The organism is Emticicia sp., assembly GCF_043780375.1.
Taxonomy (GTDB): Bacteria; Bacteroidota; Bacteroidia; order Cytophagales; family Spirosomataceae; genus Emticicia.
This window is the reverse complement of sequence record NZ_JAYWCU010000152.1, coordinates 1-24,950: the sequence shown is the minus strand read 5'-3', so window position 1 is coordinate 24,950 and position 24,950 is coordinate 1. Positions and strand designations below refer to the sequence as shown.

23 protein-coding genes are annotated in these 24,950 nt (G+C 36.6%); 7 read left to right on the top strand and 16 right to left on the bottom strand.

Features of this window, described 5'->3' with window-relative positions; all coding sequences use genetic code 11:
• Positions 1 to 82 precede the first annotated feature (82 nt).
• Positions 83 to 361 carry a SelT/SelW/SelH family protein gene (locus ACH2CJ_RS12140; protein ID WP_394993074.1) on the bottom strand — a complete coding sequence of 93 codons (279 nt, stop codon included), beginning with the start codon at positions 359 to 361 and terminating at the stop codon, positions 83 to 85.
• A 78-nt stretch (positions 362 to 439) separates the two neighbouring features.
• On the opposite strand from ACH2CJ_RS12140, the gene ACH2CJ_RS12135 reads away from it, so the two are divergent.
• Positions 440 to 2,473: a glycoside hydrolase family 127 protein gene (locus ACH2CJ_RS12135; RefSeq protein WP_394993073.1), complete on the top strand. Its 2,034-nt coding sequence runs from the start codon at positions 440 to 442 to the stop codon at positions 2,471 to 2,473.
• Positions 2,474 to 2,569: 96 nt separating this feature from the next.
• On the opposite strand, the gene ACH2CJ_RS12130 is transcribed toward ACH2CJ_RS12135, so the two are convergent.
• Positions 2,570 to 3,115: a C40 family peptidase gene (locus ACH2CJ_RS12130; RefSeq protein WP_394993072.1), complete on the bottom strand. Its 546-nt coding sequence runs from the start codon at positions 3,113 to 3,115 to the stop codon at positions 2,570 to 2,572.
• Positions 3,116 to 3,366: 251 nt separating this feature from the next.
• Between ACH2CJ_RS12130 and ACH2CJ_RS12125 the strand changes: the two genes are divergently transcribed.
• Entirely contained in the window at positions 3,367 to 4,170 is an 804-nt protein-coding gene (locus ACH2CJ_RS12125) for a M23 family metallopeptidase (RefSeq protein ID WP_394993071.1), read from the top strand.
• 25 nt (positions 4,171 to 4,195) lie between these two features.
• Here ACH2CJ_RS12125 and ACH2CJ_RS12120 read toward each other — a convergent pair whose 3' ends face one another.
• Together ACH2CJ_RS12120 and ACH2CJ_RS12115 are read right to left on the bottom strand one after the other, a co-directional pair.
• Positions 4,196 to 4,630 carry an RrF2 family transcriptional regulator gene (locus tag ACH2CJ_RS12120; protein WP_394993070.1) on the bottom strand — a complete coding sequence of 145 codons (435 nt, stop codon included), beginning with the start codon at positions 4,628 to 4,630 and terminating at the stop codon, positions 4,196 to 4,198.
• A 150-nt stretch (positions 4,631 to 4,780) separates the two neighbouring features.
• A complete protein-coding gene (locus tag ACH2CJ_RS12115) occupies positions 4,781 to 7,216 on the bottom strand; it encodes a TonB-dependent receptor plug domain-containing protein (RefSeq protein ID WP_394993069.1) in 2,436 nt (811 codons plus the stop codon).
• A 216-nt stretch (positions 7,217 to 7,432) separates the two neighbouring features.
• Here ACH2CJ_RS12115 and ACH2CJ_RS12110 point away from each other — a divergent pair, with 216 nt between their 5' ends.
• The gene (locus ACH2CJ_RS12110) at positions 7,433 to 8,488 is read left to right on the top strand and encodes a 3-oxoacyl-ACP synthase III family protein (RefSeq protein ID WP_394993068.1); all 1,056 of its coding nucleotides are present in this window, start codon (positions 7,433 to 7,435) and stop codon (positions 8,486 to 8,488) included.
• Between the two features lie 65 nt (positions 8,489 to 8,553).
• On the opposite strand, the gene ACH2CJ_RS12105 is transcribed toward ACH2CJ_RS12110, so the two are convergent.
• Genes ACH2CJ_RS12105 through ACH2CJ_RS12080 form a run of 6 tightly spaced genes read right to left on the bottom strand, consistent with a single transcriptional unit; the run spans position 8,554 to position 10,866 of the window.
• Positions 8,554 to 8,934 carry a DoxX family protein gene (locus ACH2CJ_RS12105; RefSeq protein WP_394993067.1) on the bottom strand — a complete coding sequence of 127 codons (381 nt, stop codon included), beginning with the start codon at positions 8,932 to 8,934 and terminating at the stop codon, positions 8,554 to 8,556.
• A gap of 29 nt (positions 8,935 to 8,963) precedes the next feature.
• On the bottom strand, positions 8,964 to 9,173 hold the full coding sequence (locus ACH2CJ_RS12100) for a hypothetical protein (protein WP_394993066.1): 210 nt from the start codon (positions 9,171 to 9,173) through the stop codon (positions 8,964 to 8,966).
• Between the two features lie 34 nt (positions 9,174 to 9,207).
• Positions 9,208 to 9,633 (bottom strand): VOC family protein, encoded by a 426-nt coding sequence (locus ACH2CJ_RS12095; RefSeq protein ID WP_394993065.1) that lies wholly within the window; start codon positions 9,631 to 9,633, stop codon positions 9,208 to 9,210.
• Entirely contained in the window at positions 9,630 to 10,016 is a 387-nt protein-coding gene (locus ACH2CJ_RS12090) for an iron chaperone (RefSeq protein ID WP_394993064.1), read from the bottom strand. The genes ACH2CJ_RS12095 and ACH2CJ_RS12090 overlap by 4 nt, the downstream gene beginning before the upstream one ends.
• Positions 10,017 to 10,031: 15 nt before the next feature.
• Positions 10,032 to 10,448, bottom strand: coding sequence for a VOC family protein (locus tag ACH2CJ_RS12085; protein WP_394993063.1), 417 nt, complete (start codon positions 10,446 to 10,448; stop codon positions 10,032 to 10,034).
• A gap of 1 nt (position 10,449) precedes the next feature.
• Positions 10,450 to 10,866: an SRPBCC family protein gene (locus tag ACH2CJ_RS12080; RefSeq protein WP_394993062.1), complete on the bottom strand. Its 417-nt coding sequence runs from the start codon at positions 10,864 to 10,866 to the stop codon at positions 10,450 to 10,452.
• A gap of 198 nt (positions 10,867 to 11,064) precedes the next feature.
• On the opposite strand from ACH2CJ_RS12080, the gene ACH2CJ_RS12075 reads away from it, so the two are divergent.
• A complete protein-coding gene (locus tag ACH2CJ_RS12075; protein ID WP_394993061.1) occupies positions 11,065 to 12,042 on the top strand; it encodes a GlxA family transcriptional regulator in 978 nt (325 codons plus the stop codon).
• Between the two features lie 6 nt (positions 12,043 to 12,048).
• The gene (locus ACH2CJ_RS12070; protein ID WP_394993060.1) at positions 12,049 to 12,495 is read left to right on the top strand and encodes a hypothetical protein; all 447 of its coding nucleotides are present in this window, start codon (positions 12,049 to 12,051) and stop codon (positions 12,493 to 12,495) included.
• Between the two features lie 9 nt (positions 12,496 to 12,504).
• Here the strand turns inward: ACH2CJ_RS12070 and ACH2CJ_RS12065 are convergent, their stop codons facing one another.
• Entirely contained in the window at positions 12,505 to 13,695 is a 1,191-nt protein-coding gene (locus ACH2CJ_RS12065; protein WP_394993059.1) for an AGE family epimerase/isomerase, read from the bottom strand.
• A gap of 334 nt (positions 13,696 to 14,029) precedes the next feature.
• Between ACH2CJ_RS12065 and ACH2CJ_RS12060 the strand changes: the two genes are divergently transcribed.
• The gene (locus ACH2CJ_RS12060; RefSeq protein ID WP_394993058.1) at positions 14,030 to 15,205 is read left to right on the top strand and encodes an ROK family transcriptional regulator; all 1,176 of its coding nucleotides are present in this window, start codon (positions 14,030 to 14,032) and stop codon (positions 15,203 to 15,205) included.
• Here ACH2CJ_RS12060 and ACH2CJ_RS12055 read toward each other — a convergent pair.
• The 5 genes from ACH2CJ_RS12055 to ACH2CJ_RS12035 are packed head-to-tail and all read right to left on the bottom strand — an operon-like array spanning position 15,199 to position 22,255.
• Positions 15,199 to 15,498, bottom strand: a complete 300-nt coding sequence (locus ACH2CJ_RS12055) for an ImmA/IrrE family metallo-endopeptidase (protein WP_394993057.1) — start codon at positions 15,496 to 15,498, stop codon at positions 15,199 to 15,201. The genes ACH2CJ_RS12060 and ACH2CJ_RS12055 overlap by 7 nt on opposite strands.
• A 13-nt stretch (positions 15,499 to 15,511) precedes the next feature.
• On the bottom strand, positions 15,512 to 17,113 hold the full coding sequence (locus ACH2CJ_RS12050) for an FAD-dependent oxidoreductase (protein WP_394993056.1): 1,602 nt from the start codon (positions 17,111 to 17,113) through the stop codon (positions 15,512 to 15,514).
• A gap of 11 nt (positions 17,114 to 17,124) precedes the next feature.
• Positions 17,125 to 19,272 carry a hydantoinase/oxoprolinase family protein gene (locus ACH2CJ_RS12045; RefSeq protein WP_394993055.1) on the bottom strand — a complete coding sequence of 716 codons (2,148 nt, stop codon included), beginning with the start codon at positions 19,270 to 19,272 and terminating at the stop codon, positions 17,125 to 17,127.
• A gap of 47 nt (positions 19,273 to 19,319) precedes the next feature.
• The gene (locus ACH2CJ_RS12040) at positions 19,320 to 20,615 is read right to left on the bottom strand and encodes a citrate transporter (protein ID WP_394993054.1); all 1,296 of its coding nucleotides are present in this window, start codon (positions 20,613 to 20,615) and stop codon (positions 19,320 to 19,322) included.
• 56 nt (positions 20,616 to 20,671) lie between these two features.
• Positions 20,672 to 22,255, bottom strand: coding sequence for a DUF4127 family protein (locus tag ACH2CJ_RS12035; protein WP_394993053.1), 1,584 nt, complete (start codon positions 22,253 to 22,255; stop codon positions 20,672 to 20,674).
• A gap of 308 nt (positions 22,256 to 22,563) precedes the next feature.
• Between ACH2CJ_RS12035 and ACH2CJ_RS12030 the strand changes: the two genes are divergently transcribed.
• The coding region (locus tag ACH2CJ_RS12030) for a SusC/RagA family TonB-linked outer membrane protein (protein WP_394993052.1) at positions 22,564 to 24,950 on the top strand (2,387 nt) is incomplete at its 3' end.

Genomic DNA, 24,950 nt, shown 5'->3' with positions numbered 1-24,950 from the left:
ACGAATAAAAGTCAAATTGTTGATTATCAAATAATTAATTTGTGGAATGCTTCTTTGGAAATTGCGTAAATCTTAAATTTCGTTATTTCCTATCACTATGCCCCAATGATTTTTCGGGAGCAATCAAATCTCTGACTAATTGCTTCAATTCCTTTATTTCAGGAAAATGACCTTCATGTTTACGGTCAAAAATTACTTCTTCATTGAGCAAAACTTTGAAACTTCCTGCAATTTCGCTTGGACGAAGGCTTACTTCGCCGAGTTCTTCTTCAAATGTTGTCAATAATTCTTGAGCCAACCATGCCGAGCGTAATAACCAATGGCATTTTGGACAATATTCGAGTGTAATTTTAGGTTTCATATTTTTAAGAGGATTTTTTTTGGCAAATTACGAAAATTTATTTCTTACTTTATAAAAAATCATCAACCCTTACATCGCATGAAACGCTACCTGTCTCTTGTCTTTTGTCTTACATCTCTTATCTCATTGGCTCAAGTCCAAAAAGATTATCCTTATCGTGGTGTACCTTTCACGAAAGTCAAACTCAATGATAATTTTTGGTTACCCAAACTCGAAATCAACCGAACGGTTACCATTCCTTGGTCTTTCCAAAAATCGAAAGAAACAGGACGTATCAAAAATTTTGAACAGGCAGTTTCTCACACAGGCAAACTTTGTACCACCTACCCATTCGACGATTCGGACGTTTACAAAATCATCGAAGGAGCAGCTTATTCACTTCATGTAAAATACGATGCTAAATTAGACACCTATTTAGATTCGCTCATTACGCTTATCGGCAAAGCTCAAGAGCCTGACGGCTATTTATATACTACTCGCACAATGGGCGATACCACTCACCCGTGGATTGGCAAAGTTCGCTACGAAAAAGAGCATGAATTGAGCCACGAACTCTATAATATGGGGCATTTTTATGAAGCAGCAACAGCACATTATTTGGCAACAAATAAGCGAAATATGCTGAATATTGCTATTAAAAACGCTGACCATTTGTTGACAGTTTTTGGGCCAGGAAAAAAATCAGTTGCTCCTGGACATCAAGTAATTGAGATAGGTTTAGTGAAACTTTACAGGGTAACAGGCAATCAAAAATATTTCGATTTGTCGAAATTCTTTATTGATTGTAGAGGGCAACGAAAGTATGACAAAAAAACTGGCGAAAAAGACGCAACTGTCTGGCAGACAGGGGCTTACTGGCAAGATAATATTCCTGTAACACAACAAACCGAAGCTCTCGGGCACTCGGTGCGGGCAGCCTATCTGTATGCAGGCATGGCAGATGTTGCTTCCATGACCAATAATTTGGAATATTTGACCTCCCTCAATAAAATTTGGGATAATGCTTTCACGAAAAAAACTTACATCACAGGCGGACTCGGACAAGCAGGAAATTGGGAAGGTTTTGGCCCAGATTATGAGCTTTCAAATCATTCGGCTTATTGCGAAACTTGTGCAGCCATTGCCAGTGTTTACTGGAATCACCGAATGTTTATGATGTATGGCGACTCAAAATACATTGATATTTTGGAAAGAACGCTTTATAACGGACTCATCAGTGGCATAGGATTGGATGGAAAATCATTCAATTATGAGAATCCGATGGAATATAATTTCCAAAAAGGTAAACTGAGTGGCGAAAACAAACGTTCACCGTGGTTCGGCTGTTCGTGTTGTCCAACCAATATTTGCCGTTTTATGCCTTCGATTCCGAGTTATGTTTATGCCCAAAAAGACAACCGTGTTTATGTAAATCTTTTTATGTCGAATACGACAACGTTGGAAGTTTTGCCTAAAGAAAATGTGACGATTACGCAAAAAACCGAATATCCTTGGCAAGGAATGGTTGATATTTCGGTTGAGCCAAGTAATAAAAATGGTGTACAATTCCCATTGTATATTCGTATTCCAGGGTTTGCAAAAAATGTGGCTTTCCCTACCGATTTGTACCATTATAATAAAGATAATATAGGATTGAAAAAACTCAAAGTCACTAATATCAAAGGAGAAACTATAGAATATAAAGAAGAAAATGGCTATGCCATTATAGACCGAACTTGGAAGAAAGGAGACAAAATTATCTTTGAACTACCCATGAATATTCAACAAGTAATAGCCCACGAGAAAGTAAAAGACAATATAGGAAAAATTGCTATCGAACGTGGGCCGATAGTTTACTGTGCGGAATTTGCAGATAATAATGGTAAAACATCTAACCTCGTTGTGCCTGACGATCAGTTCTTTTCAGAAGAATTTAAACCTAATTTGCTGAACGGTGTAATGACGCTCAAAGGTGCGGCTCACGCAATCAATATCGAAAATAATTTGACGGTAAGCACCAAAGCTCAACCATTAATTTTGATTCCATATTACGCCCGTTCGAATCGTGGGCAAGGCGAAATGCGGGTTTGGTTTCCTACGAAAATTAAAAGTTTGGAGATTTTGACGGAGTAATTGGACTGAATTAATGAATGTGTGATTTAATAAATTCATAGAATCACACATTCACTCAATAAAAACTCATTTAATACTTAATATTGTTTCAAACTATTACTGTTTCAAACTATCAATTACTCGGTGGATGCCTACAAAATGAGTAGTATAATATTTTTCGTGTAAATAACTGATCGTTACACCTTTACTACTCGCAGAATGAATGAATTTCACACCTCTTTCATTAGAATCTATCACAATTCCAACGTGCGAAACGCCGCTTTTTGAGTTTGCTCCTCTTTTAAAGAAAATCAAATCACCGGGCATTGCCGCTTCCGATGATACATCGTATCCTAACTTGGCCAATTCGGTGCTACACGCTCCCAATTTAAGTCCAAATTTGGCAAAAACATAAATTACAAATCCTGAGCAATCGAATCCTTTGGTAGCTTTTCCTCCTCGTAAATAAGGTGTACCAATAAATTTTTTGGAATATCGCTGAATGTCGTCGGCTAATTTTAAATATGGGTCTTTTATCGAAACTTCAGTAGTAGAAGCAGAGTACCGCCCAGTAGTTGTTTTTTTGGTGAGAATATCGTCATTAGAAAGACCTAATAACGGATAAACGACAAACAGCCAACCAATCAAAAGTTTTTTAAACATTCAAATATAAATTTGGTTCTGAGTGCAAAGTTAGATAAATACAAATTAAAATAATCTTAAAATATCGACAAAAATCAATTTAGTTAAATTCTTTCTAAAAAAAACACAAATACAAGTCCAAATAAATACCTTTTTTCCAAATTTAAGACCTGTATTTCTATATTCGACAAGTATTTTCTTAAATTCGTGCTTCAAACAAATGCAGCAAATAGTTGAGAAGTATGATTAAAGTTTTTGTTTTTTGTTTAAACTTGCTAGTTTTACAGAAAGATAGTTCTAGTATTACTTTAAAAAAATACCAAGAAGCTGTCAACGGGTATAAACAGCTATTGGTGGATATTCGTGAATATAAGCTGACACCCGAAGAGGCAAAGGAGCGTTTTCAAGACATGATGTTTGTTTTTAAAAAGGCATTTCCAACTACCTATTACGATTCTACGAAAGTCAGTATTGCATTTCCGTTAATGGGTTTCGATTTTCGAGCGGTGGGTGGTTATGGCAAAGGTTATATTCCTCGAGGCTACGATTTGTTTGACCAAACAAAAAAAGGAAGCCACCCAGCACACGATATTTTTATGAAAGATAAAAACCAAGACTGCAAAGACGACCGAACGGGTGACTACGTGGCGGTACTTTCAGTAAGCGATGGCGTAGTGATTGCTACAGAAAACAATTGGCAAACAGGCAGCGAATATCGGGGAGGAAATTATATTTGGATTTATGATACCACTACGGGCGGACTTTGGTATTATGCCCATCAACGAGAAATCTATGTAAAAACAGGGCAAATTGTGAGGGCTGGTCAAAAAATCGCCTTGGTTGGTAGAACAGGTTTCAATGCTGCCAAGCCTCGCTCAGATACGCACTTGCACATGACTTATTTACGAATAGATGAAGTAGGAAATCCTTTTCCTGTAAATACGTATAGTTGGCTAAAAAATGCCACCACTTTGCTGGACCCACGTATCAGCGTTGATTTAGAACCTTTACCAGTAGATTTGAAGATTCGTGAACTTCCTGTAAATGCTAAAAAATTGCCTCCGATTAAGTTTTGAGAAATGAAATTTATTTAAAAATGAATTAACCAACAACAACCTCTTCTTTATCCATCAAATCTCTTAGGGTTGTATGCTCATAAACAGCTAAATTTGCATCACGCACTTTTTCCATAATTGGGCGAATACAGCAGGTTTTTTCATCAACGCAGTCGTCGCATTTTCCATAAAAATGAAGCGAAACACAAAGCATTGGCGAGATTGGTCCATCAATAATACGAACGATTTTGGCAATAGTAACGTCTTCGGGGGGCATTCGTAATTGGTATCCTCCACCCTTTCCTTTTTGGCTATGCAACACTCCATTATTGCGAAGTTCGAGCAGAATAGCTTCTAAAAATTTCTTCGGAATACTCTGCTGTTCAGCTATATCAGCAATCAAAATCGGCTGCTTCGATTCGTATTTTTCTGAAAGCACTTTTAAGGCTTTCAGAGCATATTTCGCTTTTTTAGAAATCATTTTACTTGTTTGGACGAAGGTTTTTTGAGAAATCAGATAATAGGAAAACTGAAATCTTCTACAACAAAAGTACAATTTTTCATTGATTTTACAATAATTTTCTTGGAAAGCATCTACTCCTCTAAGTTTCCAAAAAAACAAAATTAATTGCTATTTCCTTACAATGGAGTAAGTACTTTTTGCTACGATTGGTATGCCCTTTGACGTCAAACCCTCTAAACAAATATTCACCTTAGTTTCGGCTTCGGAATTGAAGTAGGTAAATTGGGCTTTACCATGAGCATCGGTCTTTATTTTTGGCAACCAAAAAATAGTTGAACGAAAATCTGGGCGAATATGCTCGGGAATCTTTTCATCGTATTTTGGTGCATAAAACTCTTTCGTTGGATAATACCCTGCCATACCAACAATCTCTATACCTTCTGCTTTTTCTTTAGTATAATCATAGCTTGAATTTCCACGTTTTGTTAAAATAGACACTACTCCCGTTGCCGAACCATAAACGCCTGCTTCTCCGCCTGTTAGTACATCTACTTTCTCCACATCTGCAACTGATATCATCAAAATTGCCGATTTATCTGTTCGCATTCCATCCAATAAAAACAGTGGTTCGGACGAACCCGAAAGTGAACTAACTCCTCTAATTGTAATTGTCGGGTCATTGGCACTACCCGACACCTGAACACCTGCCAAACGCCCACGTAGCAAGTCAAGCACATTCAGATAACCCATCATTGTTTGGTCAATAGTGATTGATTTACTTGGGCTGCTATAAAGTACACGAGAATCGGTTTCAACCTCTTTTCGCTTGGCTTTTACGACTACTTCTTTTAACATCTGAGATTTATTGAATCGCAAAATCTTTTCTAATTCTAAGGCATCTTTGGTTCGTTTAAGGTAGTCGGCAAGTTCTTTTTCTTCGAAAGCAACGGCATTATACGGAATAGCCACAAGCTGAATTTTGGGAGAAAAGGTTCGGTTGACATGTATTTTTGTACTTCGATTATACTGTCCTGCAATGGCTTGCACAATTACTTTTGCCGAGTCAATAAAATTCAAATTATTGATTGTGAATGAGCCATTTTTTTCTGCCAAACCCATTCCAAAAAGTCGGGTGCTGTCTTTCAATGAAAAAATAAAAGTCAGATTGACTGGTTTTTCAAAAGGTTTTCCATTTTGCCTACTAATTTCTCCCGAAAGGCTTATGCCTCGCTCCAAAGAAAATTTCGGTGCAGGAAGTTCGGTTTTTAACACATCTGCCCATTTGAAACGCCTCCAACCCTGTGTCATCATCAATATATCAAGATGACGACCAGCTTCGCCATTGTTTTTTGAGAAATAATAAGCTGGTTGCTCAATTTTACCGTTAACATCTGCACTAAGCTGTAAATATGTTAGAATATTTTCTTCGTTAGGCATCTCTAAAACCTGACTGGCATCCAACACTGCCACCGAAAAATCACCCTCTATTGGTTTACCATTTTCATCTTTGGCATTTATATCTATTATAACCTTTTCTCTTGGCAAATACTTTTCTTTATTAGATAAAATACTGATATTCAATTGTTTATCTTTCTTCAAGAAAACCACTCGCTCACATCGTGGCACGCCTTTTTCATCAAAAACTGTAAATTGTACAACTCCTTGAGGAAACTTATTCTTAGGAATTTTCATTAATAAACCTTTTTTGGTTGGAATAGTTTTAGCCGCATAACAAACTTGCCCAGATGCTTGCCCAATAATAGCAATTGGACTACTCAGGTTCTCAATAGTGTGTCCTACGTATAAGCGAATATATTCACGGTCTGCTACCGATTCTACACCAATTACAAAACCTTCTCTTTCTGCCACGGGAAGTGCTATTTCTTTTTCAAAAATATTGCGGTATTTAACTTTAGCAATATACTTCTCTCCTACTTCTGGTTTAAAATTAAACATTCCCATACCAAAATGTTCACTTTCAAAATTTATTATTGTATCACCTTTCTCGGTCAGAACGATACCAGTTACATCAAGTCCATTACCTAAAGCATCTACTGCCTTATATGCCAGTCGGCTTTCGAGCCCTTCTACCAAATTTCCCCCTTCAGGAAAGAACCGAAAATCAATTTCTTGCGAATTTAATTTAATCAATTCATCGGTTTGATTAGATTTAAAAACCTTGAAATCTTTACTAAAAATTAGGCTTTCATCAAAGTTGAGCATCCAGTTGGTGTAGGCTCGAATGCGATAGTAACCTGCGTTGAGTGTATCGGGCAAAGCGAAATCTGCATAGCCGCTACCACCTTCCAATTTCAATATTTTTTTGTCGATAAGTTTGCCCTTTTTATTATCTATAAGTTCGACATACAAAGGAATACTCACAGTATCGGGCAATAATGAAGCTGCTTCAACCAAATAGGCCTTAAACCAAATAGTTTCACCTGCCATATAATAAGGTTTATCGAGGTGCAAATAGGCTTTTTCGTGTGGAAATGAAGTACTATAAAGGTCAAATTGAGCAACAATTTTATCAATTAAATCGTCCTCAAAGGTAAATGCAAAAAATAAAGTCAATAGTGCGAGCGTCAGTACGGTTTTTCTCATTGTTTAAGAAAAAAATTAGTATGCAAGTTTAAAATGCAAAATCGACATAAAGTATTGATTTTGAAAATGAAAACGAAATAATCATTCTTTATTTTATATAATTTAGTATTTTGAATAGCAAATACGATTGGTGAAAATATTACATTCCTAAGATTGTTTTGCACAATCAAAAGTTTTTCTATTAACTTCGCAGCAAGATTCTAAAACACAAAAGATATGTTACATTCAAAAATTGCTGGGATAGGTTTTTATGTTCCCGAAACCGTTGTTACGAACTTCGATTTAATGAAAGTGATGGACACAACCGACGAATGGATTCAGGAACGTTCTGGAATAAAAGAAAGGCGTTACGGAAAAAAAGGGTTTGAAACACCTACTACAATGGGTGCAGCAGCAACAAAAATTGCATGTGAACGAGCAGGTATCGCACTCGAAGAAATAGATTTCATTATATTTGCCACATTGAGTCCTGACTATTATTTTCCAGGTTGTGGGGTGCTTTTACAACGTGAATTAGGCATTACACACAAAGAAATGGGGGCTTTAGACATCAGAAATCAATGCTCTGGTTTCATATATGCACTCTCGGTGGCTGACCAATTTATTAAAGGTGGTATGTATAAAAACGTACTCGTGGTTGGCTCTGAAATGCACTCAATGGGTCTTGATTTCTCGACCCGTGGACGTAACGTTTCGGCTCTTTTTGGCGATGGTGCAGGGGCAGTTGTGCTTCAACCAACAGAAGAAGAAGGCAAGGGAATTTTGACTACTCACCTCCATTCTGACGGTACGCACGCCGAAGAATTGGCATTGATTAGCCCGGGAAGTCATGGTGGGTATCATTTAGGAGCAGAGCAATTTGGTTTTCCAGATGTAGAATATGGCGAAATATTTGTTTATGAAAACTTGCTCGAAAACAAGACTTATTATCCAAATATGAACGGTCAGTTGGTGTTCAAAACTGCCGTAACGAAGTTTCCAGAAGTAATCATGGAAGCTCTAAATAAAACAGGCTTGACAGTTGCCGATATTGATATGTTAGTACCGCACCAAGCTAATCTACGTATTGCTCAGTTTGTGCAACGGGCATTGAAATTACCAGATGAAAAAGTATTTAATAATATCATGAAATATGGCAATACCACTGCCGCATCTATTCCAATTGCTTTGTGCGAAGCATGGGAAGCAGGAAAAGTAAAAGATGGCGATTTGGTATGCTTAGCTGCTTTTGGTAGTGGATTTACTTGGGGTTCGGCACTCATTCGTTGGTAATCAGGTATTTATTAATAGCAAAAGAATGAAGTAAAATTCATTCTTTTGCTATTATAGTTTTACCATTAGAGTATTTTAGTGCCTTGTAATTTGTGGTAAGAAGCATAAGAAACTAATAAAATTGCTAAAACAATCAATGGAAAAATGGCTTGTCCGCTAAAACCATCTACCGCCCAATGACTTCCACAAGCAAATATAAAATCAAAGACAAAACCGGCATAAGCCCATTCTTTTATGCGAGATGGCACTTGTGGAATAATTAAAGCAAGTGTGCCTAATACTTTAAATACGACCAACATTGTTCCGAAATATTCAGGATAGCCCAAATGTCTAATTCCTTCTTTTGCCATATCGGTTTGAGAAGTAAATGCTGGTAATACGCCTTCAAAGAGAAAAATGAGGGTAGTTGATACCCAGAAAATGATTTTTGTAGTTTTTGGTTGCATTGTTTTAAGGTTTAAGTTATAAACTGTTTTTACTTCAAAATTTCACAATAGTAGCCATTTACATTCAATAACTCAATTATCGATTGAGGCTCAATATTTTCACCTTCAACTCTTAAAATTCTATCGCAATCATTCAAATCAAAACTTACTTTACTTTCAGAAAAACGACAAAGGAGTTGTTTTGTAAGCATTTTTGAATGCTTTATTTGCTCAACATTTGTTTGAAAGACTTCTACCATTTTCTGAATAGATTTTAAATAATTATTTAACCTTTTAGGCGTTTTTCAGTACTTCAATATCCAACTTTCTCATAGTCATAAAAGCCTTCATGATACGCTCTGCTTTAGTCGGGTCGCTCATTAATTCAGCTAATATTGACGGCACAATTTGCCACGAAACGCCAAACTTATCTTTCAGCCAGCCACACATACTTTCTTGTCCTCCATCTGCTGTGAGTTTGTCCCAGTAATAATCAATTTCCTCTTGTGTATCGCAATTTACAACAAACGAAACCGCTTCATCGAACTTAAATTGAGGGCCGCCATTTAAGCCCATGAATTTACTACCATTCAATTCAAAGATTACAACCATAGGCGACTCAGAGATTATTTTTGAATCTTTAAAAACTGAACAATAAAAGGCTGCTGCTGCTTTGGCTTGACCATCAAACCATAAACATGGAAAAATTTGTTTTGTCATTTCTTTTTTGCTTTAGTAAGTGATTTTGCTAAATTTTCATCAATCTTAAATTTTACAATTTTGGTAATTAGTTCAACTGGCAGCGGCTTATTAAGCGGAAATTGAATTGCACCTTTTGAAGTTTTATAATCCGTCAATTCATCTTTGAAAACTTGAATTAGCTTAGATGATGGATAAAAACCAACATGTTTCTTATAACCTGCATACCAAACCAACATTCCGTTTAGTTTGAAGGCAGGCATCTGATAGCTAATTGATTCTTCTGCTTCGGGAGCGATTTCTTTAATTATTTGACGTAATTGTTCCAAAATGAGCCTCGTAGCTTCGGGCTGAGTAGCGATATAGCTATCAGTATCTTTTAAAGGAATTACTGGAGTTTCCATCTGAATTTGCAGGTTTCATTGTTGATTTTTATCAAATTGTAGTAACCATTGATTACCAAACTTATCGGTCAAACCACCAAATAATGCTCCCCAAAAAGTGTCTTCTAAATGATGAGTGGCTTGCCCGCCCTCCGAAAGTTTTTGGTAGAAAGTTCTGATTTCGTCTTCGCTGCTACAATTTAGCATCAACGAAACATTATTGCCTTTGATGAGCCCTTGCTCGCTTACCATGTCAGAAGCCATTATGATTAATGCTCCTTTCGTGAGAGTGGAGTGCAAAATACAATCTTTCATTGATGGCGGCATTTGGTCTGCCATTGGAGATTCGCCGATGGTTTGCAAAAAAAGCTCGCCGCCCAAACATTCTTGGTAGAAAGTCATTGCTTCACGGCAATTGCCATTATATGTCAGATACGTGTTTATATGTGTCATTTTAAATAGAAGTTTCTACGTGTTTTTTAAAGTTATTCAAAATCGCTTGCCATCCACCTTGTTGCAGTTCAATCGAATTAATATCTTCGGCTTCAAAAGATTCTGTTATTTCTGTTGAGCCACCTTCACTTATAAAAGTTATTGCTACTTTTCTTCCGTCTTCAAGTGTATAAACTATCGTTTTGTTTTCTTCTACTTCATCATATACACCTTTAAAATCAAATCCAAAACTGCCATCTTTTGCTTCCATTCTTGAAATAAATTTGCCACCAATACGTAAATCATTTTCGGCATAAGGTGTGTGCCAGTCATCAGAAGCATTATTCCATTGGGTGATATGCTTAGGCGAGGTCCAATATTCCCAAACTTTTGCTACTGGTGCATTAACTGTGCTTTCTACTGTTATCGTTGTTTTCATCAGAATAATATTTACGATTATTATTTTTATTTTACGATACAAATGTATGCTACTTATTTAGAAACGAAAATGTGTAATTACGACTATTTAAGGGGTTGATTACGACAAGATATATTTCGATCTTGGTTTGATGAAATAAGTTACGAATATTTGTCAAACAAACATATCACATTTCTTAAAATCAAATCAATTGTATCAATGAAGCATGTATCAATTCTTGTTCCTGAAACTGCTGTAATAGAGGCAATAGCCGACCCTAACTATATGTTTAAAGCTGTCAATCAGTTTTTAGAAATGTCAGGAAAAACTGCTTTATTTGATGTTCAGTTGATTGGACTTTCCAACGAAATAAGGTTAGGCAATAGCTTATTTTCTGTTCATACAGATAAGTTATTGAAAGAAGTAAAAAAGACAGACCTTATTTTTATACCAGCCCTAAGTGGTGATATGGCTACTGCCATAGAAATGAATAAAGGTTTGATACCGTGGATAGTTGAGCAACGTAAAAACGGGGCAGAAGTAGCCTCTCTTTGTGTGGGTGCATTTTTGTTGGCAGCAACGGGCTTATTGAATGGCAAAAAATGTTCAACTCATTGGAACTCTGCCAATGAATTTAGAGCGATGTTTCCCGAAGTTGAGTTAGTTGATGGTAGCATTATTACTGAAGCACAAGGTATTTATTCGAGCGGTGGAGCAAATTCTTATTGGAATCTACTTTTATACTTAGTCGAAAAATATACCGACCGTGAAACGGCTATTCTTGCAGCTAAATATTTTGCTATTGATATTGACCGTGAAAGTCAGTCGTCATTTATGATGTTTCAAGGACAAAGAGAGCATACCGATGAAGAAATAAAAAAAGCACAAGATTTTATCGAAGAAAATTACCACGACAAAATAACTGTCGAGCAATTGGCAGATATGTTTGCCATTGGACGCAGGAGTTTTGAACGCAGATTTAAAAAAGCCACCAATAATACGGTGATAGAATATATGCAACGAGTAAAGATTGAAGCGGCCAAGAAAAGTTTTGAAACCAGTAGAAAAAATATCAACGAAGTAATGTTAAATGTCGGTTATACAGACACCAAGGCATTCAGAGATGTATTTAAAAAAATAACAGGTATGACACCCATTGAATATCGAAATAAATATAATAAAAGTGTAAAACCTTAAATTTCTATGAAAAATGCTACAAATACTATCCTCAAAGCAGGGTTAATCGCAGGTTTTTTAGACGGTTCGGCCGCTGTCATATTGCTTGCAAATATGAAATTTCAATTTCTTTTTCAATACATTGCCAGTGGGCTTCTCGGCAAATCTGCCTTCGAGGGCGGCACTTTGATGGTTATTTATGGCATTCTTATTCACTTCGCAATTGCTCTAATATTTACGATTTTCTTCTTTTTTATTTTCAAGAAAATTCCTTTAAAGAATCAAAAAATTATTGTCGGCTTGCTCTACGACATTTTTGTTTGGTTTGTGATAAATCTAGGAATTTTACCATTTTCGAGCATCAAAACAAGCTCTTTTACGGTAGAGGGAGTAATGAAAAACATAGCAATATTAATGATTTGTGTGGGTTTGCCTATTTCACTGATTATTCATAAATATTATGAAGCAGAATAGGAAAACACCCTATGCAACTTCTATTTGCTGAACAACTTTCAGTTTCTCGAATGTTTGCCATGATTGATACAAACCTCTCGGAATATGGTAGCTTCCCTTCCATTTTCCACCTTTTAAAGTCAATAAAGGCTCGCCACTTCGATTGAGATAACCATACCACTCGCCAAATGCTGGGTCAGGGAAATGATCCCAAGTCCAATCGTGTACTTTTTCAAACCATTCCCAGCATCGCTCATCGCCCGTGTGTAAATATCCTTTCAGCAAAGCAATGATTGTTTCGATATGCACCCACCAAAGTTTTTGGTCCCATTCGAGTTGTTGCATGGGTTTGTTTTTAATATCCATAAAATAAAAAATCCCGCCATATTCAGTATCCCACGCATATTCAAGGGTACGCAATGTAATCTCTTTTGCTTTCTCAATGAGAGCCGAATCCTTGAGTCGTTCGCCCAAATCCATAACAAACCACATTGCCTCAATTGCGTGACCGGGGTTCAATAAACGTCCTTCAAAACTATCTGAAAATTGTCCGTCAAGCAATACATTTTCTAAAATTAAACCTGAGTTTTTGTCATAAAAAACCTCCATTACTTCATGTACACATTCATTAATAAGTTTCTCAACCATCGAAGGCTCAAGCAAATGCTCTATTTCGAGCGATAAATTGCAAAGAATCATTGGCAAAGCAAAGTTTTTTAAAGGACGAGTATTATCAACTGCTTTCGACCATTTTCGCTTTGGATTGTTTCTTCTCTCCAGTATTGAATAAAAAGTAGTTCGGGCAATTTCGGCATATTCTGCTTTGTTTGTAGCTTTATAAAGCTGCCCAAACGCCTGTGTTGCAAAGCAATCAGAGAAAATATTATAGGGTTGAATCAAAGGTTTTCCCTCACGAGTAAGCGAAAAATACCAAGTTTTATCAGCGGCACGAGCGTATTTTTGTAGAAAATCGGCTCCGTGTTGAGCGTACTCTAACCATTCTTGTCGGGCTTCCAAATGATTATATAGCATCGAAAACATCCAAACACCACGACCTTGCAGCCAAATAAACTTATCGGTATCGAAAACTTTCCCTTCACGGTCGAGGCAAGTAAAATAGCCTCCGAACTCATCATCTTTCGAGTGATTGAGCCAAAATGGGATAATATTTTTTAATAATTCGTCTTTGTATTGGCTACTATATTTTTCGAGATTTTTCACAGTCAAAGATTATGCTTAGTTTAGTAAAATATTTCAATTATTACTCCAAAAGAATTGTGTATTACAAAAATGAGGATAATTCTGTAATAATTTTATTATCTTTATTAAATATTTTATAAAACTCTTAAATTAATTTTATTTTAGGCACTTTTAGAGGTTGTTTAAGTTTTTTGATTTGGGCTTAAAATATACCTTTTTAAATTTCTCTTCGTTCAAAAAGGCTCATTTTGCTCGCAAAATTTCACTTTTTCAACCTTGATTAAGTCAAAAAAGTATCATTTTTTACCAGCAAAAAAAAACTTAAACAACCTCTAAGGCAGATAAATTAGAAAGCATGAGAACATATATCGAAACATTAACTGCAGGAAATGGAAGGGGTCACCAACATACACAAACCAAAAAAATATTACAATATCTTTTACAAGAAGGCGAAAAAACGATTCCTGAAATAAAAGATTTTTCGGGATTGAGTTTACCAACAACAACCAAGCTTATCAATGAATTAGTAGAACAGCACATTTTGGTTGAATCTGGTAAAAGAGAATCTACGGGCGGACGACCACCATCATTGTTCTGTCTTGATTCTTCTTTAGGCTATATTGTTGGCATTGAATTACTTATTAGTTCTTTTAGATTTAGCATCGTCAACTTAAACCATGAGTTGATTTATGAATACGAAACTGATAATTTCGACATCAATAACCGTGATGAAGCCTTCAATTTTGTAGCTCGAATCGTACCTGATTTGATTAGCAAAAAAGGAATTCCTGATAATAAAATTCTTGGAATAGGCATCGGAATTACAGGACGAGTTGATGGAAAAAAAGGTATAAGTTATAGCTTTTTGAATTTTGAAACCCCACTTGCAAAACTTTTAAGTGAGCGTTGGGGCTACCCTGTTTTTATAGATAATGATACTCGTCTGATGGCTTTGGGCGAACAAAATTTTGGCTTTGCTCGTGAAAAACTAAACGTAATTTATGTCAATTTGAGTCGTGGATTAGGTATTGGTTTTATTTCGAATGGACATCTGCATAATGGAGAATCGGGTTTTGCGGGCGAGTTTGGGCATATTCATTTTGAAGACAATGAAAAGTTATGCGTGTGTGGAAAAAAAGGGTGTTTAGAAACCGTTGTTTCGGGCTATGCTTTAGAAAGACAATTTCGAGAATTAAGCACAAGCAATGAATCAAACAAATTAAAATACCGAGAAATTATTCAACTCACCCATACCAACGATAATAGTGCAAGAGCCTTACTGATAGAAATGGGCGAACGTTTAGGGCAAGCACTTTCGATGTTGGTTCAAACGCTTAATCCTGGATTAATAATTTTAGGAGGGAGATTTACCGATGTTGGCGAATTGCTAAAATACCCCGTTATTAAGGGTCTAAGTTTATATGGTTTGCCCCAGTTAGTTGCCGATTGTGAAATCAAAACTTCGCATTTAGGCGACAAAACAACTATGTTGGGAGCGTATGCTTTGGTGATGGAGAATGTGTTTCAGTAAAACAGAAGAGTTTTTGCAAACGCTTCTGCCATAATTTCTTCTTCTATTTTACTGAGTTTTAGTCCATTTCGATGTATGAAATAATGTCCTAATTCATGGGCAACTATTTGTTTTTGGTCAATTTTTGCATTCAAATTGATACAAATTTTTTTAGTTTTTCTGTCAAATTCACCCAAAGTTACTGGATACCACGATTCGTAACGAAGCACTATACCTGCCTTTTCACAAAGCATAAAAATATCTTGCGTACTAAACTCTTGGATGATATTTTTTGCTAATTCTTCGCCTGACATTTTTAATTATCCATTACATTGCATGAATATGAGGGTCGCCTTCTTCTAATTTCAAATCTTTTGGCCACGCAATTTCCACACCTCTATTGGTGATTAATTCCTGAAATTCCGTCAAAAAAGCCTTATTATTTCGTACTTCTCTTGGTTTTAAGTCTTTCGAAAGGCAAAATGCCGTCAGATAACCGACAACTTCTCCAATATTCCACTCGATTGGATGCAAGCGATAGCAACCATTAGTAATGTGCGTAGTTCCAATATTTTTACAAGCAGGTAAAAGGTTTTCGACTCGCTGCGGAATCAATGCACCTAAAGGAATCTGAAAAGGTAAACTTTCAACATCTACATAATTATCGCCTCCAATGGTAGGATGTAAGTCTATGCGATAAAAACCTAAACCAACCGAATCATCGAATTGACTTGCCAAAGTCTGATTAGATAAATATTTTGCCGAAACATGCTGTTCTTTTATGGTAAATTCCGCTTTGATTCGACGAGATTCTCTAATGTACGGACTCTTTGCCAAACCATCTTCCGTATCCACCATATCTTTTCTTAATTTCAGGCTTTTGAAGCCTAATTCTGTTTGCAAATAATACAAAAATGACAAACTTTGTTCTTTGGCTTTTGCTATTATTTTTTGTTTTTCATTATTTGTTGCCCCTAATAAATCGCCCAATAAATAATCAATTTGAGGATAGTTTACCAAAGTCACGTCCGAATCGTAAGCATTTTCAAGAAAATTATTTTTATGTAAAATCCTGCGATATGTCCATAAACCCGCAAAAGCCTTGTTTGGCTCATTATTTGGTTTAAAATTATAATAGACTGGCTCAAGTGTTCGGGGACTCAAGCCTGTGAGGCTCAATAATTTTCCACTCCAAGCTGGTTGTAAATTAGGAATAAAACTTCGCCAAAATTCATAATTCATAGGTCGCTCAATTGTCCAATCTTCTGCTTCGTGATAGCTCATCGCAAAGCACATCGAAAATGCTTGTGAATTATGAGGATTTGCCTCTTCTTTTGCACTCGGTTCACCCGTTTCAGTTCGACTTTCCGAGCCAGTTACAAATTCAGTTTGAGTAAGAGGAAGTAAATCTCCCAATTCTGTTGCATCAACAAAATAGCTTGCAGAAATAATTATATTTATAGAGGATTGAGTATTTAGTAGCGTAATATTTTTGACTTTATTTTCTTCAAAATCCGCAGCAATAGGAATATGTTGTCTTAAAATTGTCAATTGTTTTTTTTCAAGAAAAGGTGCTAAAGTTTCTTCCAAAACAGCTAAAAAAACCTTCGGCTCGGCACATAGTGGAGAAACCCAACCATCACCAGGGTTGAAAAATGGATTTTCAGCTGCTTCTTTTGTTAGTGGATAATGGTTTCTATAAAATACCCGCACATCTTCACGGAATTTTCGATACGACTTCGTACAGCCAAATCGCTCTATCCAACCATGCTCATCGGGAGGCGTTGCTTGGCTCGTAAATTGCCCACCAATCCAGTCGGATTCCTCAGTTAAAATCACATTTAAGCCAGCTTCACAAGCAGCTTTTGCACAAGCAACTCCACCTACTCCACCACCAACAATTAATATATCTGTTTGAAAATCTGTCATTAGAATTGTAATTATTTGATTGAAGCCACTATCACAATGGGTGCATCGTTCGGCATATTTTCGAGTTCAGTTCTTGCTAAAGCGATAGCTTGTTCTAACTCCGCCAAGCCCGAAAGGTTTATAATTCTTGAGCCAACCAATAAATGTATGTCGGGCAAACTACGACCAGCATCACCGAAGTCGGTTAAATCATTAATCACTTTTTCGAGTAAATCTAAAGCCTCAGCTATTTGGCACGAATAAACAACTGCATTGCTTCTTTGAAGCCTAACCACGCCTGTTTTATCAATAATTCTTACTGCTTTTTGCTTATTTTTAAATAGTTCAAACAGGCTTTTAAATTCCTTTTCAGCTACAAAAGCATACAAAGAAGCCGTTTCTCCTAACAAATAAACAGTATCAATATCAGTTTGCATCGAATGTGCCGCCGCAGCCTTACAACCATCCAAGGTTATTGATTTTGAGCTACCATCATTCCTTTTAAGTTCAGTTGTACCAAATGCTGTGGCTCTTACCAAGTTTCTTCGGGTATCTACTTCTACTTGTACTTCTACCGTTTCGGGAACAGCTCCAATTTTTATAACTGCCTCTGCAGCTTCTTTTCTAACAGACAAAATATCTTCGGGTGTTGGCTCTACAATATTTCGTTCAATCGTATCTCGCACCATTGCTAAAGCTACGCCAATGGTTGAAATTACTTCGGCTTTTTTGGCTAATCTTGCAGGAAGATTCATTAATTTTCCTGTAAATAAAACCAATGAAGCAGCACCTCCTCCGCCGCCAATTAGTTCGACTGTATTTCTATCTAAATGGTACTCTTCAATCAATTCATCTAACTGTTTAGCTACTTTTCGGCATGAAATTTCGAGTATTTCTTGGGCGGTTTCTTCAACCGTTTTACCTATTTTATCTGCCAAAGGCTTAAAAGCTAATTTAGCTGTTTCTGCATTTCCTTTTGCAAAAGCTGTATCAGGAATAATACCCAATAAATTTGCGGCACAAGTTGGCGTAAGCGAAAAACGTTGTCCACTGATAGTTTCAATGGCAATATAATCATCGGCATCTTTTTCGGTAGGTCGAAGATGAACCAATCGAGCATTTTCAAATATCTCTGTTTTTTGAAAGCAAGCATAATGCAAACCCGCAATATGTGCAGAACGTGAGCCAACATCAACAATTTTTCCGCCCGATTCTCTAATCATACTACCTCCAGCAATGGCCAAAGTTCTTACATCCAAAGTATTCAAATAAGTGCGATGCCCACCTACTTTGGCAGCTTTTGTTTGTGGTTGTCCATCTCGAATCACCGAAATATCAGCACTTGTTCCACCTACTTCGATAAAAATTCCATCCGAAACTCGTTCGTGCATCAATGCTCCTGCAATACCCGCCGCTGGCCCCGAAAGCATCGTCATAATGGGTCTTCGATGCACTTCTTCTACACTCATTACGCCTCCGTCCGAACGCATAATCATTAAGGGAGCAGTAATTCCTGCACGTTTTACGCACTCATCGGTCATGGTGGCCGTATGTATCATTTTTGGCAAAATTGCTCCATTGATTACAGCAGTTCTGGTGCGTATTCTCAGCCCATAAAGGCTTGAAACTTCGTGACCAGAAGTAGCAAAAATACCCATTTCTTGAGCTTTTTTGCTTATCAAAGACTCATTTTCTGGTTTATCCACTCCAAATGCTTCCGAGCTAACAATCACCTCAACCCCCTTTTTCTGAAAACTAATTATTTGGTCAATAATTGTTTTTTCTGTAAGATTTTGGTCAGACAAAAAAGCGTGTTCAATATTCAAAAAGCGATTGGGAGCAAGTTCAATAGCTGGAATATTTGTATCTATTTTTGCTTTTAAACCTTCAAGCCCACTTCCCAAACCAATAATACCAACTTTTGCTACATCACCTTCTAAAAGTGCATTAGTTGCTTGTGTAGTAGAATGAGCTATAAAAACTACTTCTTCGGGCAAAATACCTAATTCAGATAATGCACGATTGATAGCATCAATAATGCCCGCCGCTACTCCCTCAGTTGAATCGTGCGTAGTTGGCACTTTCAGTTGAGAAATCACTTCTCTGGTAGAATGGTCAATGACCACCACATCGGTAAAAGTACCACCTACATCAATGCCAACTCGAACTTGTTTTTTCATATTTTTAGGAAGGATGTGACAAATTTCGCAAGTTTTCACATCTAAAATCAAAGAAACATTAATGCTGAAACTATCAAACCAATAATACACACCAACATCATGGGAAGAAGGGTTTCTTTAGTAAAGTCTTCTACTCGAATACCCACAAAATTGGCAATCCATACACTATGTGTATTGGTAGGATCACACACATTTTGCACCTGTACTACGCACATAATTGCAGCTAACAAAGCTATTGGCGGTAAAACTGTTGTGCCAAACATAATTGTAAATAAACCGATGCCAATGCCGAAAATATTTAAAGGACCTCGATATAGAGCCAAAGGCGAAAGAAGTCCAAAAAAAGCTATATAAAATAATGTTGAATGAAAAGGCAATGATAAAATAAGTGGTTCAAGAGCTGTTTTAATAACTGGTAGGTTTAGTGCATTGAGCAACATACCAATGCCCATCATTAAAATAGCCGCAGGAGCTCCATCTTCTACACCTTTTATGGCTGATGCGGTGAGTGTTTTTATGGCATTTCGCCAGTCAGTTACTAATACTCCAAACAATGAACCAATGATAAATGCCGCTATAAAGTCGAGTTTGGTATTAAAATAATTGAATCCAAAAAACAATATCAATGGTACGACGGGCGTAAACAATGCAATAAATGGCACTTTTTTGTTTTTATCTCTTTTGAGTAGCTCATCTTTTGAAACTGCCGACATCAATAACATTTCACCCGAACGCTTTGCGGCAATGAGAGCATAACTCACAAGCATTACAAGCATTAATCCTAACAAAATAAAGGCAAATGTTGATACCTGCGTAGGTATGGGTTCGGTTTCTTTGAGTTGTAAAAGTTGTCGATAAAGTGTAAATAAAATCGGATTAAATATAAAACCTGTGGCAAAAGCGAGTATAAAAAGTGTACCTGCCAATTTTCGAGGCACTCCAAGGCTCATCATAATAGGTAAAACAAGCGAACCAACCGTAATAATTGCTCCCAAACCTTGTAAAGTCGTAAATAAAATAATTGTTACAAACATCAAACCGAAAGATACAACTAATGGTTTTTCTCCGCCAAACTCGGCAGCTCGCTTAATTATTTCCTCTGCAATTCCTGTCTGAATGAGTACACGCCCCATCATAGCCCCTGCAAAAACCGCCACGTAAACTGAGCTGAGTTTTACAGAACCTTGAGCAATAATATTATTCAAAACATCTGTTGTAGGAAGGCCGGCAATTAATGCAATCATAATTGCCATTCCAGGTAATGCCAGCAAAGCAGGTATTTTTCGCAAAAACATGAGTGTTGCGAAAACGATAAATATCAGAAGTAAACCAAGTGCAATCATATTTAGTTGCTAAAAAATTAAGATTGAGGAATTATCTCCTTTAGATATGCTGGTGTTTATTTTTTTATTTGGCAAGTAATCTCAGCTTCAAATGTTCGATTCCAAGGCAAGTCAAATGTAAATGATAAAAGTTGTATAGATTTACCACTGTTTTTTGGGTAAAAGCCTTCAATAGTTTTAACAGCAATCGGCAATAATTCTTTGGTACAGAATTGTTGGGTTGTTTTGGTTTGTTCATCAGTCAAACGGTAAGCATTCCATTTATTTTCACGAATCATTTTTGCTGCCATTGGCCGAACGATCGAATGATAACTATAATCATCTAACAAGCGATTCAACATAAACCAAGTTTGGGCTTCGCTCATTCGAGTAATAATTTCATTTTTAGAGTTTAATTTAGACACATTTTTCGATACTCCATACAAAATTCCGTGAGGCAGAGCTGTTCCGATTGCATTTCCTGCGGTATTCCAAGAGGCATAACCATACGTTTTTGAGAAAACAGCTTCATTTTTCAATGCTTCAGTAAACGGAATATCCCCTCCTTGTACATCGCCTTTTGGGTCAATATCAACAACGATAATTCCTTTATTATTTTGCTTTGAAAACAGATTGATTGTATCGGCAAAGCTTTTGGCTCGACCTTCTTCAAGTCTTGAAGTGAATACGAAAAAGCAAATATCGGCTTGTTTTTCATCCGTTACTTCTTTTGCTCCCACCGCTTTGATATGAAAACTCACCGTTTTGCGTAATGGACGATCTTCAAACGGCATTTCTTTATTTGCCATGCTTTCTGACGAATAAATGGCTTTGATTTTCGGTCGATAATTGTATTTATCAGCTACCGAACGAGCCAATAATAACATTGAAACTTCATCGGCTCCTGGTTGAATGGCTATTTGTTCGCCCAAATTATTGTTTTTTACATATTGGGTAAGTATTTCTCTATCTTTTACATGAACCCCTCTGGGTTTAGCATCATCTTGTGACAAAATCAGGTAATCAAAAACTTTATTTTTAGTCAATTCTGCGGCGTAAAGATTAATTTTGAGATTGCGTTCTCTGGCAGCTTTATAATTGAAAAGTGCATCTTTTGGAATCTCCATTTCGAGTTTTTCAATCAATTTTTTTTGAGTTTCATCTGGCGAAACCTCTGCCCATTTTGCCAATTTTTCTCGGTAATCTTCATTTTTCCCATCACCTGTTGGAGCTAAACGCATGATAACACTCGAACCATAGATTTTCATATTTGGCGATTTCTGACGAATTGCCTTCACAATTTCTACTCTTTTCAAAGCTTTTGTTAAAAGAGTTTCATGCACACGTGAAGCAACCAAACCTCCGTAGGCGAGCATATCTATTGATACAATGGCTGCATCAAAAGTCTTTAAATTTTGGCTCGAAATCCAATTGATTATTTCATCTGATTTGCCAAACTCTAAAAATCGTCCCAATAGCTCTTTTGGCGGTGTCACAAGTTCAACATCCCCTATTAAACCCATCTTGATAGGAAACTGCAAACACGGTGGGCGGTCATCTAATGGAATAAGCAAAATTTTACTCGAATATTTATTCTGAGAGATTGAAGGTAGAGCTATACAAAAAAGTAAATAAATGACAATAACTATGTTTTTTCTCATACTGGTTTATCAAATATTAGGGTTAAATAAAATGCTTCAGTAATTATGCTAAAATCTGTATTTTCCCCCAGAAAAACTACCATTTAACAATATGATTGAACAAAAGTCAGAAATAAATTCAAATATTTTACAATCTTTATTTAAAATTTTATATAAGTTTGTTAAAAAATGAATTAAAACAAATATTTTTGCACTTTAACCCTTAAAATTTAAACAAATGCTATCATTCTAATGATGTAAAATTTTACAAGAATCTCTTACATTATTTCACTGCTTATCATGTTTTTTTTAAACTATTAGTATTAAATATGAAACAAAAATCTCTACTCACGCTCTTTTTCTCCTTTTGGGTGTTGCTGACGCTTCAAGCACAGCAAAAAATCGTTAAGGGAAAAATTATCGACGGAGCTACCAACGAAGCTCTTCCGAATGTATCAATTCTTGAAAAAACTTCTGGTAAAGGAGTTATTTCAGACACAGAAGGCAAATTCAGCATGACTGTTTCAGAAAAAGCTGTGTTAATTTTTTCTTTTATTGGCTATGAAACCAAAGAAGTGCTTATAGGAAATCAAAGTACGATTGAAGTAACTTTGGCAGAATCAAACAAATTATTAGACGATGTAGTGGTGGTTGGCTACGGAATTCAGAAAAAAGCTAACCTTACTGGTTCGGTTTCACAGTTCAAAACCGAAGAACTTACCCGCCGACAAGTATCTTCATCGAGCCAATTGCTACAAGGGTTAGCTCCCGGTATTTCAGTTTGGCAATCTTCGGGAAAACCTGGTGCCGATGGGGCAAACATTCGTATTCGTGGTATTGGTTCTATTTTTTCAGGTGTTGGACCTTTAATTATGGTTGATGGAGTTGTGTCGAGCATGGATAATCTTGACCCAAATTCGATAGAAAGTATCACCGTATTGAAAGATGCTGCTTCTACTTCGATTTACGGTACTCGTGGAGCAAATGGCGTGGTACTTGTAAAAACTCGCCGTGGTAGTAAAGGTGGAATTAAGGTTAGTTACAACGGTTTCTTGACTCAACAAAGTGCAACGAATATTCCTGGAAAAGTTACCGCAGTTGAACACATGGAATTGAGCAATATTGCTCAACAAACACAAACAGGAAATCCAACTGCAACTGTTTTCCCATTGGCTTTGATTGAAAAATACAAAACCAGTCCTGTTGATAATATCGAAGTTTTTGATAATGATTGGGTGAAATTATTGCTGACAAATAGCGGTATCATGCAAAATCATAATGTTACGATTGATGCTGGTTCTGATAAGGCAAGTTTGTTTACCTCAGTTTCATATTTATCACAACAAGGATTAATTCCAAATAATAGATATAGTCGTTTGGATATTAGAATGAATCCTGACATTAAAATAAATGAAAAATTACGCTTGTCAGGCACATTGTTTTTCAACCAAGGCACTCGAGTCGAACCAGCAGGCTCTACTCCCGAATTCATTATTCGTCAAGCAATTGGTCTTCCTGCTACTGGTCCAGCCAAATTTGGTGATGGTATGTATGGCAATGCAGGTCAATCGAATAATCGAAATCCACTTGGACAAGCCGAGTCGAGTGGAACACTTACTGTCATTACGCCAACTATTTTTGGGAAAGCTCAAATCAATTATACGCCAATCAAAGGATTGGAATTTGAAGCCTCTTATGCCCGTGAACAATGGACTCCAAACAGCAAGCGTTTTCAAAAGAATTTCGACATTTATACACCAAATATCGGCACTCGCTCTTACGACCTTAGTTCAAGATACCCAGGCACCAATAGCTTAGGTGAAAGTTATTCGTTCAATTTCCGTAATACATTTTTGGCTCAAGCATCTTACCAACTTACAAAAGCTGCACACGATGCTAAAATTATGTTTGGCTTTCAAAGTGAAGAAAGCTCAAATCGTAGTTTAGGTGCATCAAGAACCGATTTTATTAATGAAAATTTGCCTTATTTAGATTTAGGTGGAGCGAATCGTAACAATAATGGAGGAACAAGCCAGAGTGCTTTAGCTGCTGGATTCGGGCGTTTGACCTATGCTTTTCAAGATAAATATTTGATCGAGGTCAATGGTCGTTATGAAGGTTCTTCAAGATTTTCACAAGCCTTAAATAAGCAATGGGGTTTCTTCCCATCTGCCTCAGCAGGGTGGGTATTTACCAACGAGAATTTCATGAAAGAGCTTTCTTTCTTGCAATTTGGCAAAATTAGAGCTTCGTACGGAACACTCGGAAACCAAGGTTTGCCTGATAATTATCCTTTTGCGAGTAACTATTCATCTGGACTTGACTATTATTTCAATGGTACTATTAATCCTGGCTATGCACTTACCGAAGCCGCTAATGCAGGAATTGGCTGGGAAAAATCAAAGCAAACTGATATTGGTATCGACTTGGTGCTTATCAAAGGCTTGAGTATCACGGCTGATTATTACATAAAACAAATCTCCGATATTTTACTTCGTAAACCTATTCCTAACTACGTAGGGCTTAGTCCTGCTTACTTAAACCTTGGTTCGATGGAAAATCGTGGTTGGGAATTTTCGGCAACTTATCGCAACAAAATTGGCAAATTGAAATATGATATTACAGGTATTATTGCCGATGTGAAAAACAAAATTACATCATTGCCAGGTGTGCCTTATTTAGATGAAGGGCTTTTACGCTCAGCCGAAGGCTATCC

Coding starts and splice junctions, on each gene's coding strand:
- ACH2CJ_RS12140 (WP_394993074.1), bottom strand. CDS start 361: ATGAAACCTAAAATTACACTCGAATATTGTCCAAAATGCCATTGGTTA.
- ACH2CJ_RS12135 (WP_394993073.1), top strand. CDS start 440: ATGAAACGCTACCTGTCTCTTGTCTTTTGTCTTACATCTCTTATCTCA.
- ACH2CJ_RS12130 (WP_394993072.1), bottom strand. CDS start 3,115: ATGTTTAAAAAACTTTTGATTGGTTGGCTGTTTGTCGTTTATCCGTTA.
- ACH2CJ_RS12120 (WP_394993070.1), bottom strand. CDS start 4,630: ATGATTTCTAAAAAAGCGAAATATGCTCTGAAAGCCTTAAAAGTGCTT.
- ACH2CJ_RS12115 (WP_394993069.1), bottom strand. CDS start 7,216: ATGAGAAAAACCGTACTGACGCTCGCACTATTGACTTTATTTTTTGCA.
- ACH2CJ_RS12110 (WP_394993068.1), top strand. CDS start 7,433: ATGTTACATTCAAAAATTGCTGGGATAGGTTTTTATGTTCCCGAAACC.
- ACH2CJ_RS12105 (WP_394993067.1), bottom strand. CDS start 8,934: ATGCAACCAAAAACTACAAAAATCATTTTCTGGGTATCAACTACCCTC.
- ACH2CJ_RS12100 (WP_394993066.1), bottom strand. CDS start 9,173: ATGGTAGAAGTCTTTCAAACAAATGTTGAGCAAATAAAGCATTCAAAA.
- ACH2CJ_RS12095 (WP_394993065.1), bottom strand. CDS start 9,633: ATGACAAAACAAATTTTTCCATGTTTATGGTTTGATGGTCAAGCCAAA.
- ACH2CJ_RS12090 (WP_394993064.1), bottom strand. CDS start 10,016: ATGGAAACTCCAGTAATTCCTTTAAAAGATACTGATAGCTATATCGCT.
- ACH2CJ_RS12085 (WP_394993063.1), bottom strand. CDS start 10,448: ATGACACATATAAACACGTATCTGACATATAATGGCAATTGCCGTGAA.
- ACH2CJ_RS12080 (WP_394993062.1), bottom strand. CDS start 10,866: ATGAAAACAACGATAACAGTAGAAAGCACAGTTAATGCACCAGTAGCA.
- ACH2CJ_RS12075 (WP_394993061.1), top strand. CDS start 11,065: ATGAAGCATGTATCAATTCTTGTTCCTGAAACTGCTGTAATAGAGGCA.
- ACH2CJ_RS12070 (WP_394993060.1), top strand. CDS start 12,049: ATGAAAAATGCTACAAATACTATCCTCAAAGCAGGGTTAATCGCAGGT.
- ACH2CJ_RS12060 (WP_394993058.1), top strand. CDS start 14,030: ATGAGAACATATATCGAAACATTAACTGCAGGAAATGGAAGGGGTCAC.
- ACH2CJ_RS12055 (WP_394993057.1), bottom strand. CDS start 15,498: ATGTCAGGCGAAGAATTAGCAAAAAATATCATCCAAGAGTTTAGTACG.
- ACH2CJ_RS12050 (WP_394993056.1), bottom strand. CDS start 17,113: ATGACAGATTTTCAAACAGATATATTAATTGTTGGTGGTGGAGTAGGT.
- ACH2CJ_RS12045 (WP_394993055.1), bottom strand. CDS start 19,272: ATGAAAAAACAAGTTCGAGTTGGCATTGATGTAGGTGGTACTTTTACC.
- ACH2CJ_RS12040 (WP_394993054.1), bottom strand. CDS start 20,615: ATGATTGCACTTGGTTTACTTCTGATATTTATCGTTTTCGCAACACTC.
- ACH2CJ_RS12035 (WP_394993053.1), bottom strand. CDS start 22,255: ATGAGAAAAAACATAGTTATTGTCATTTATTTACTTTTTTGTATAGCT.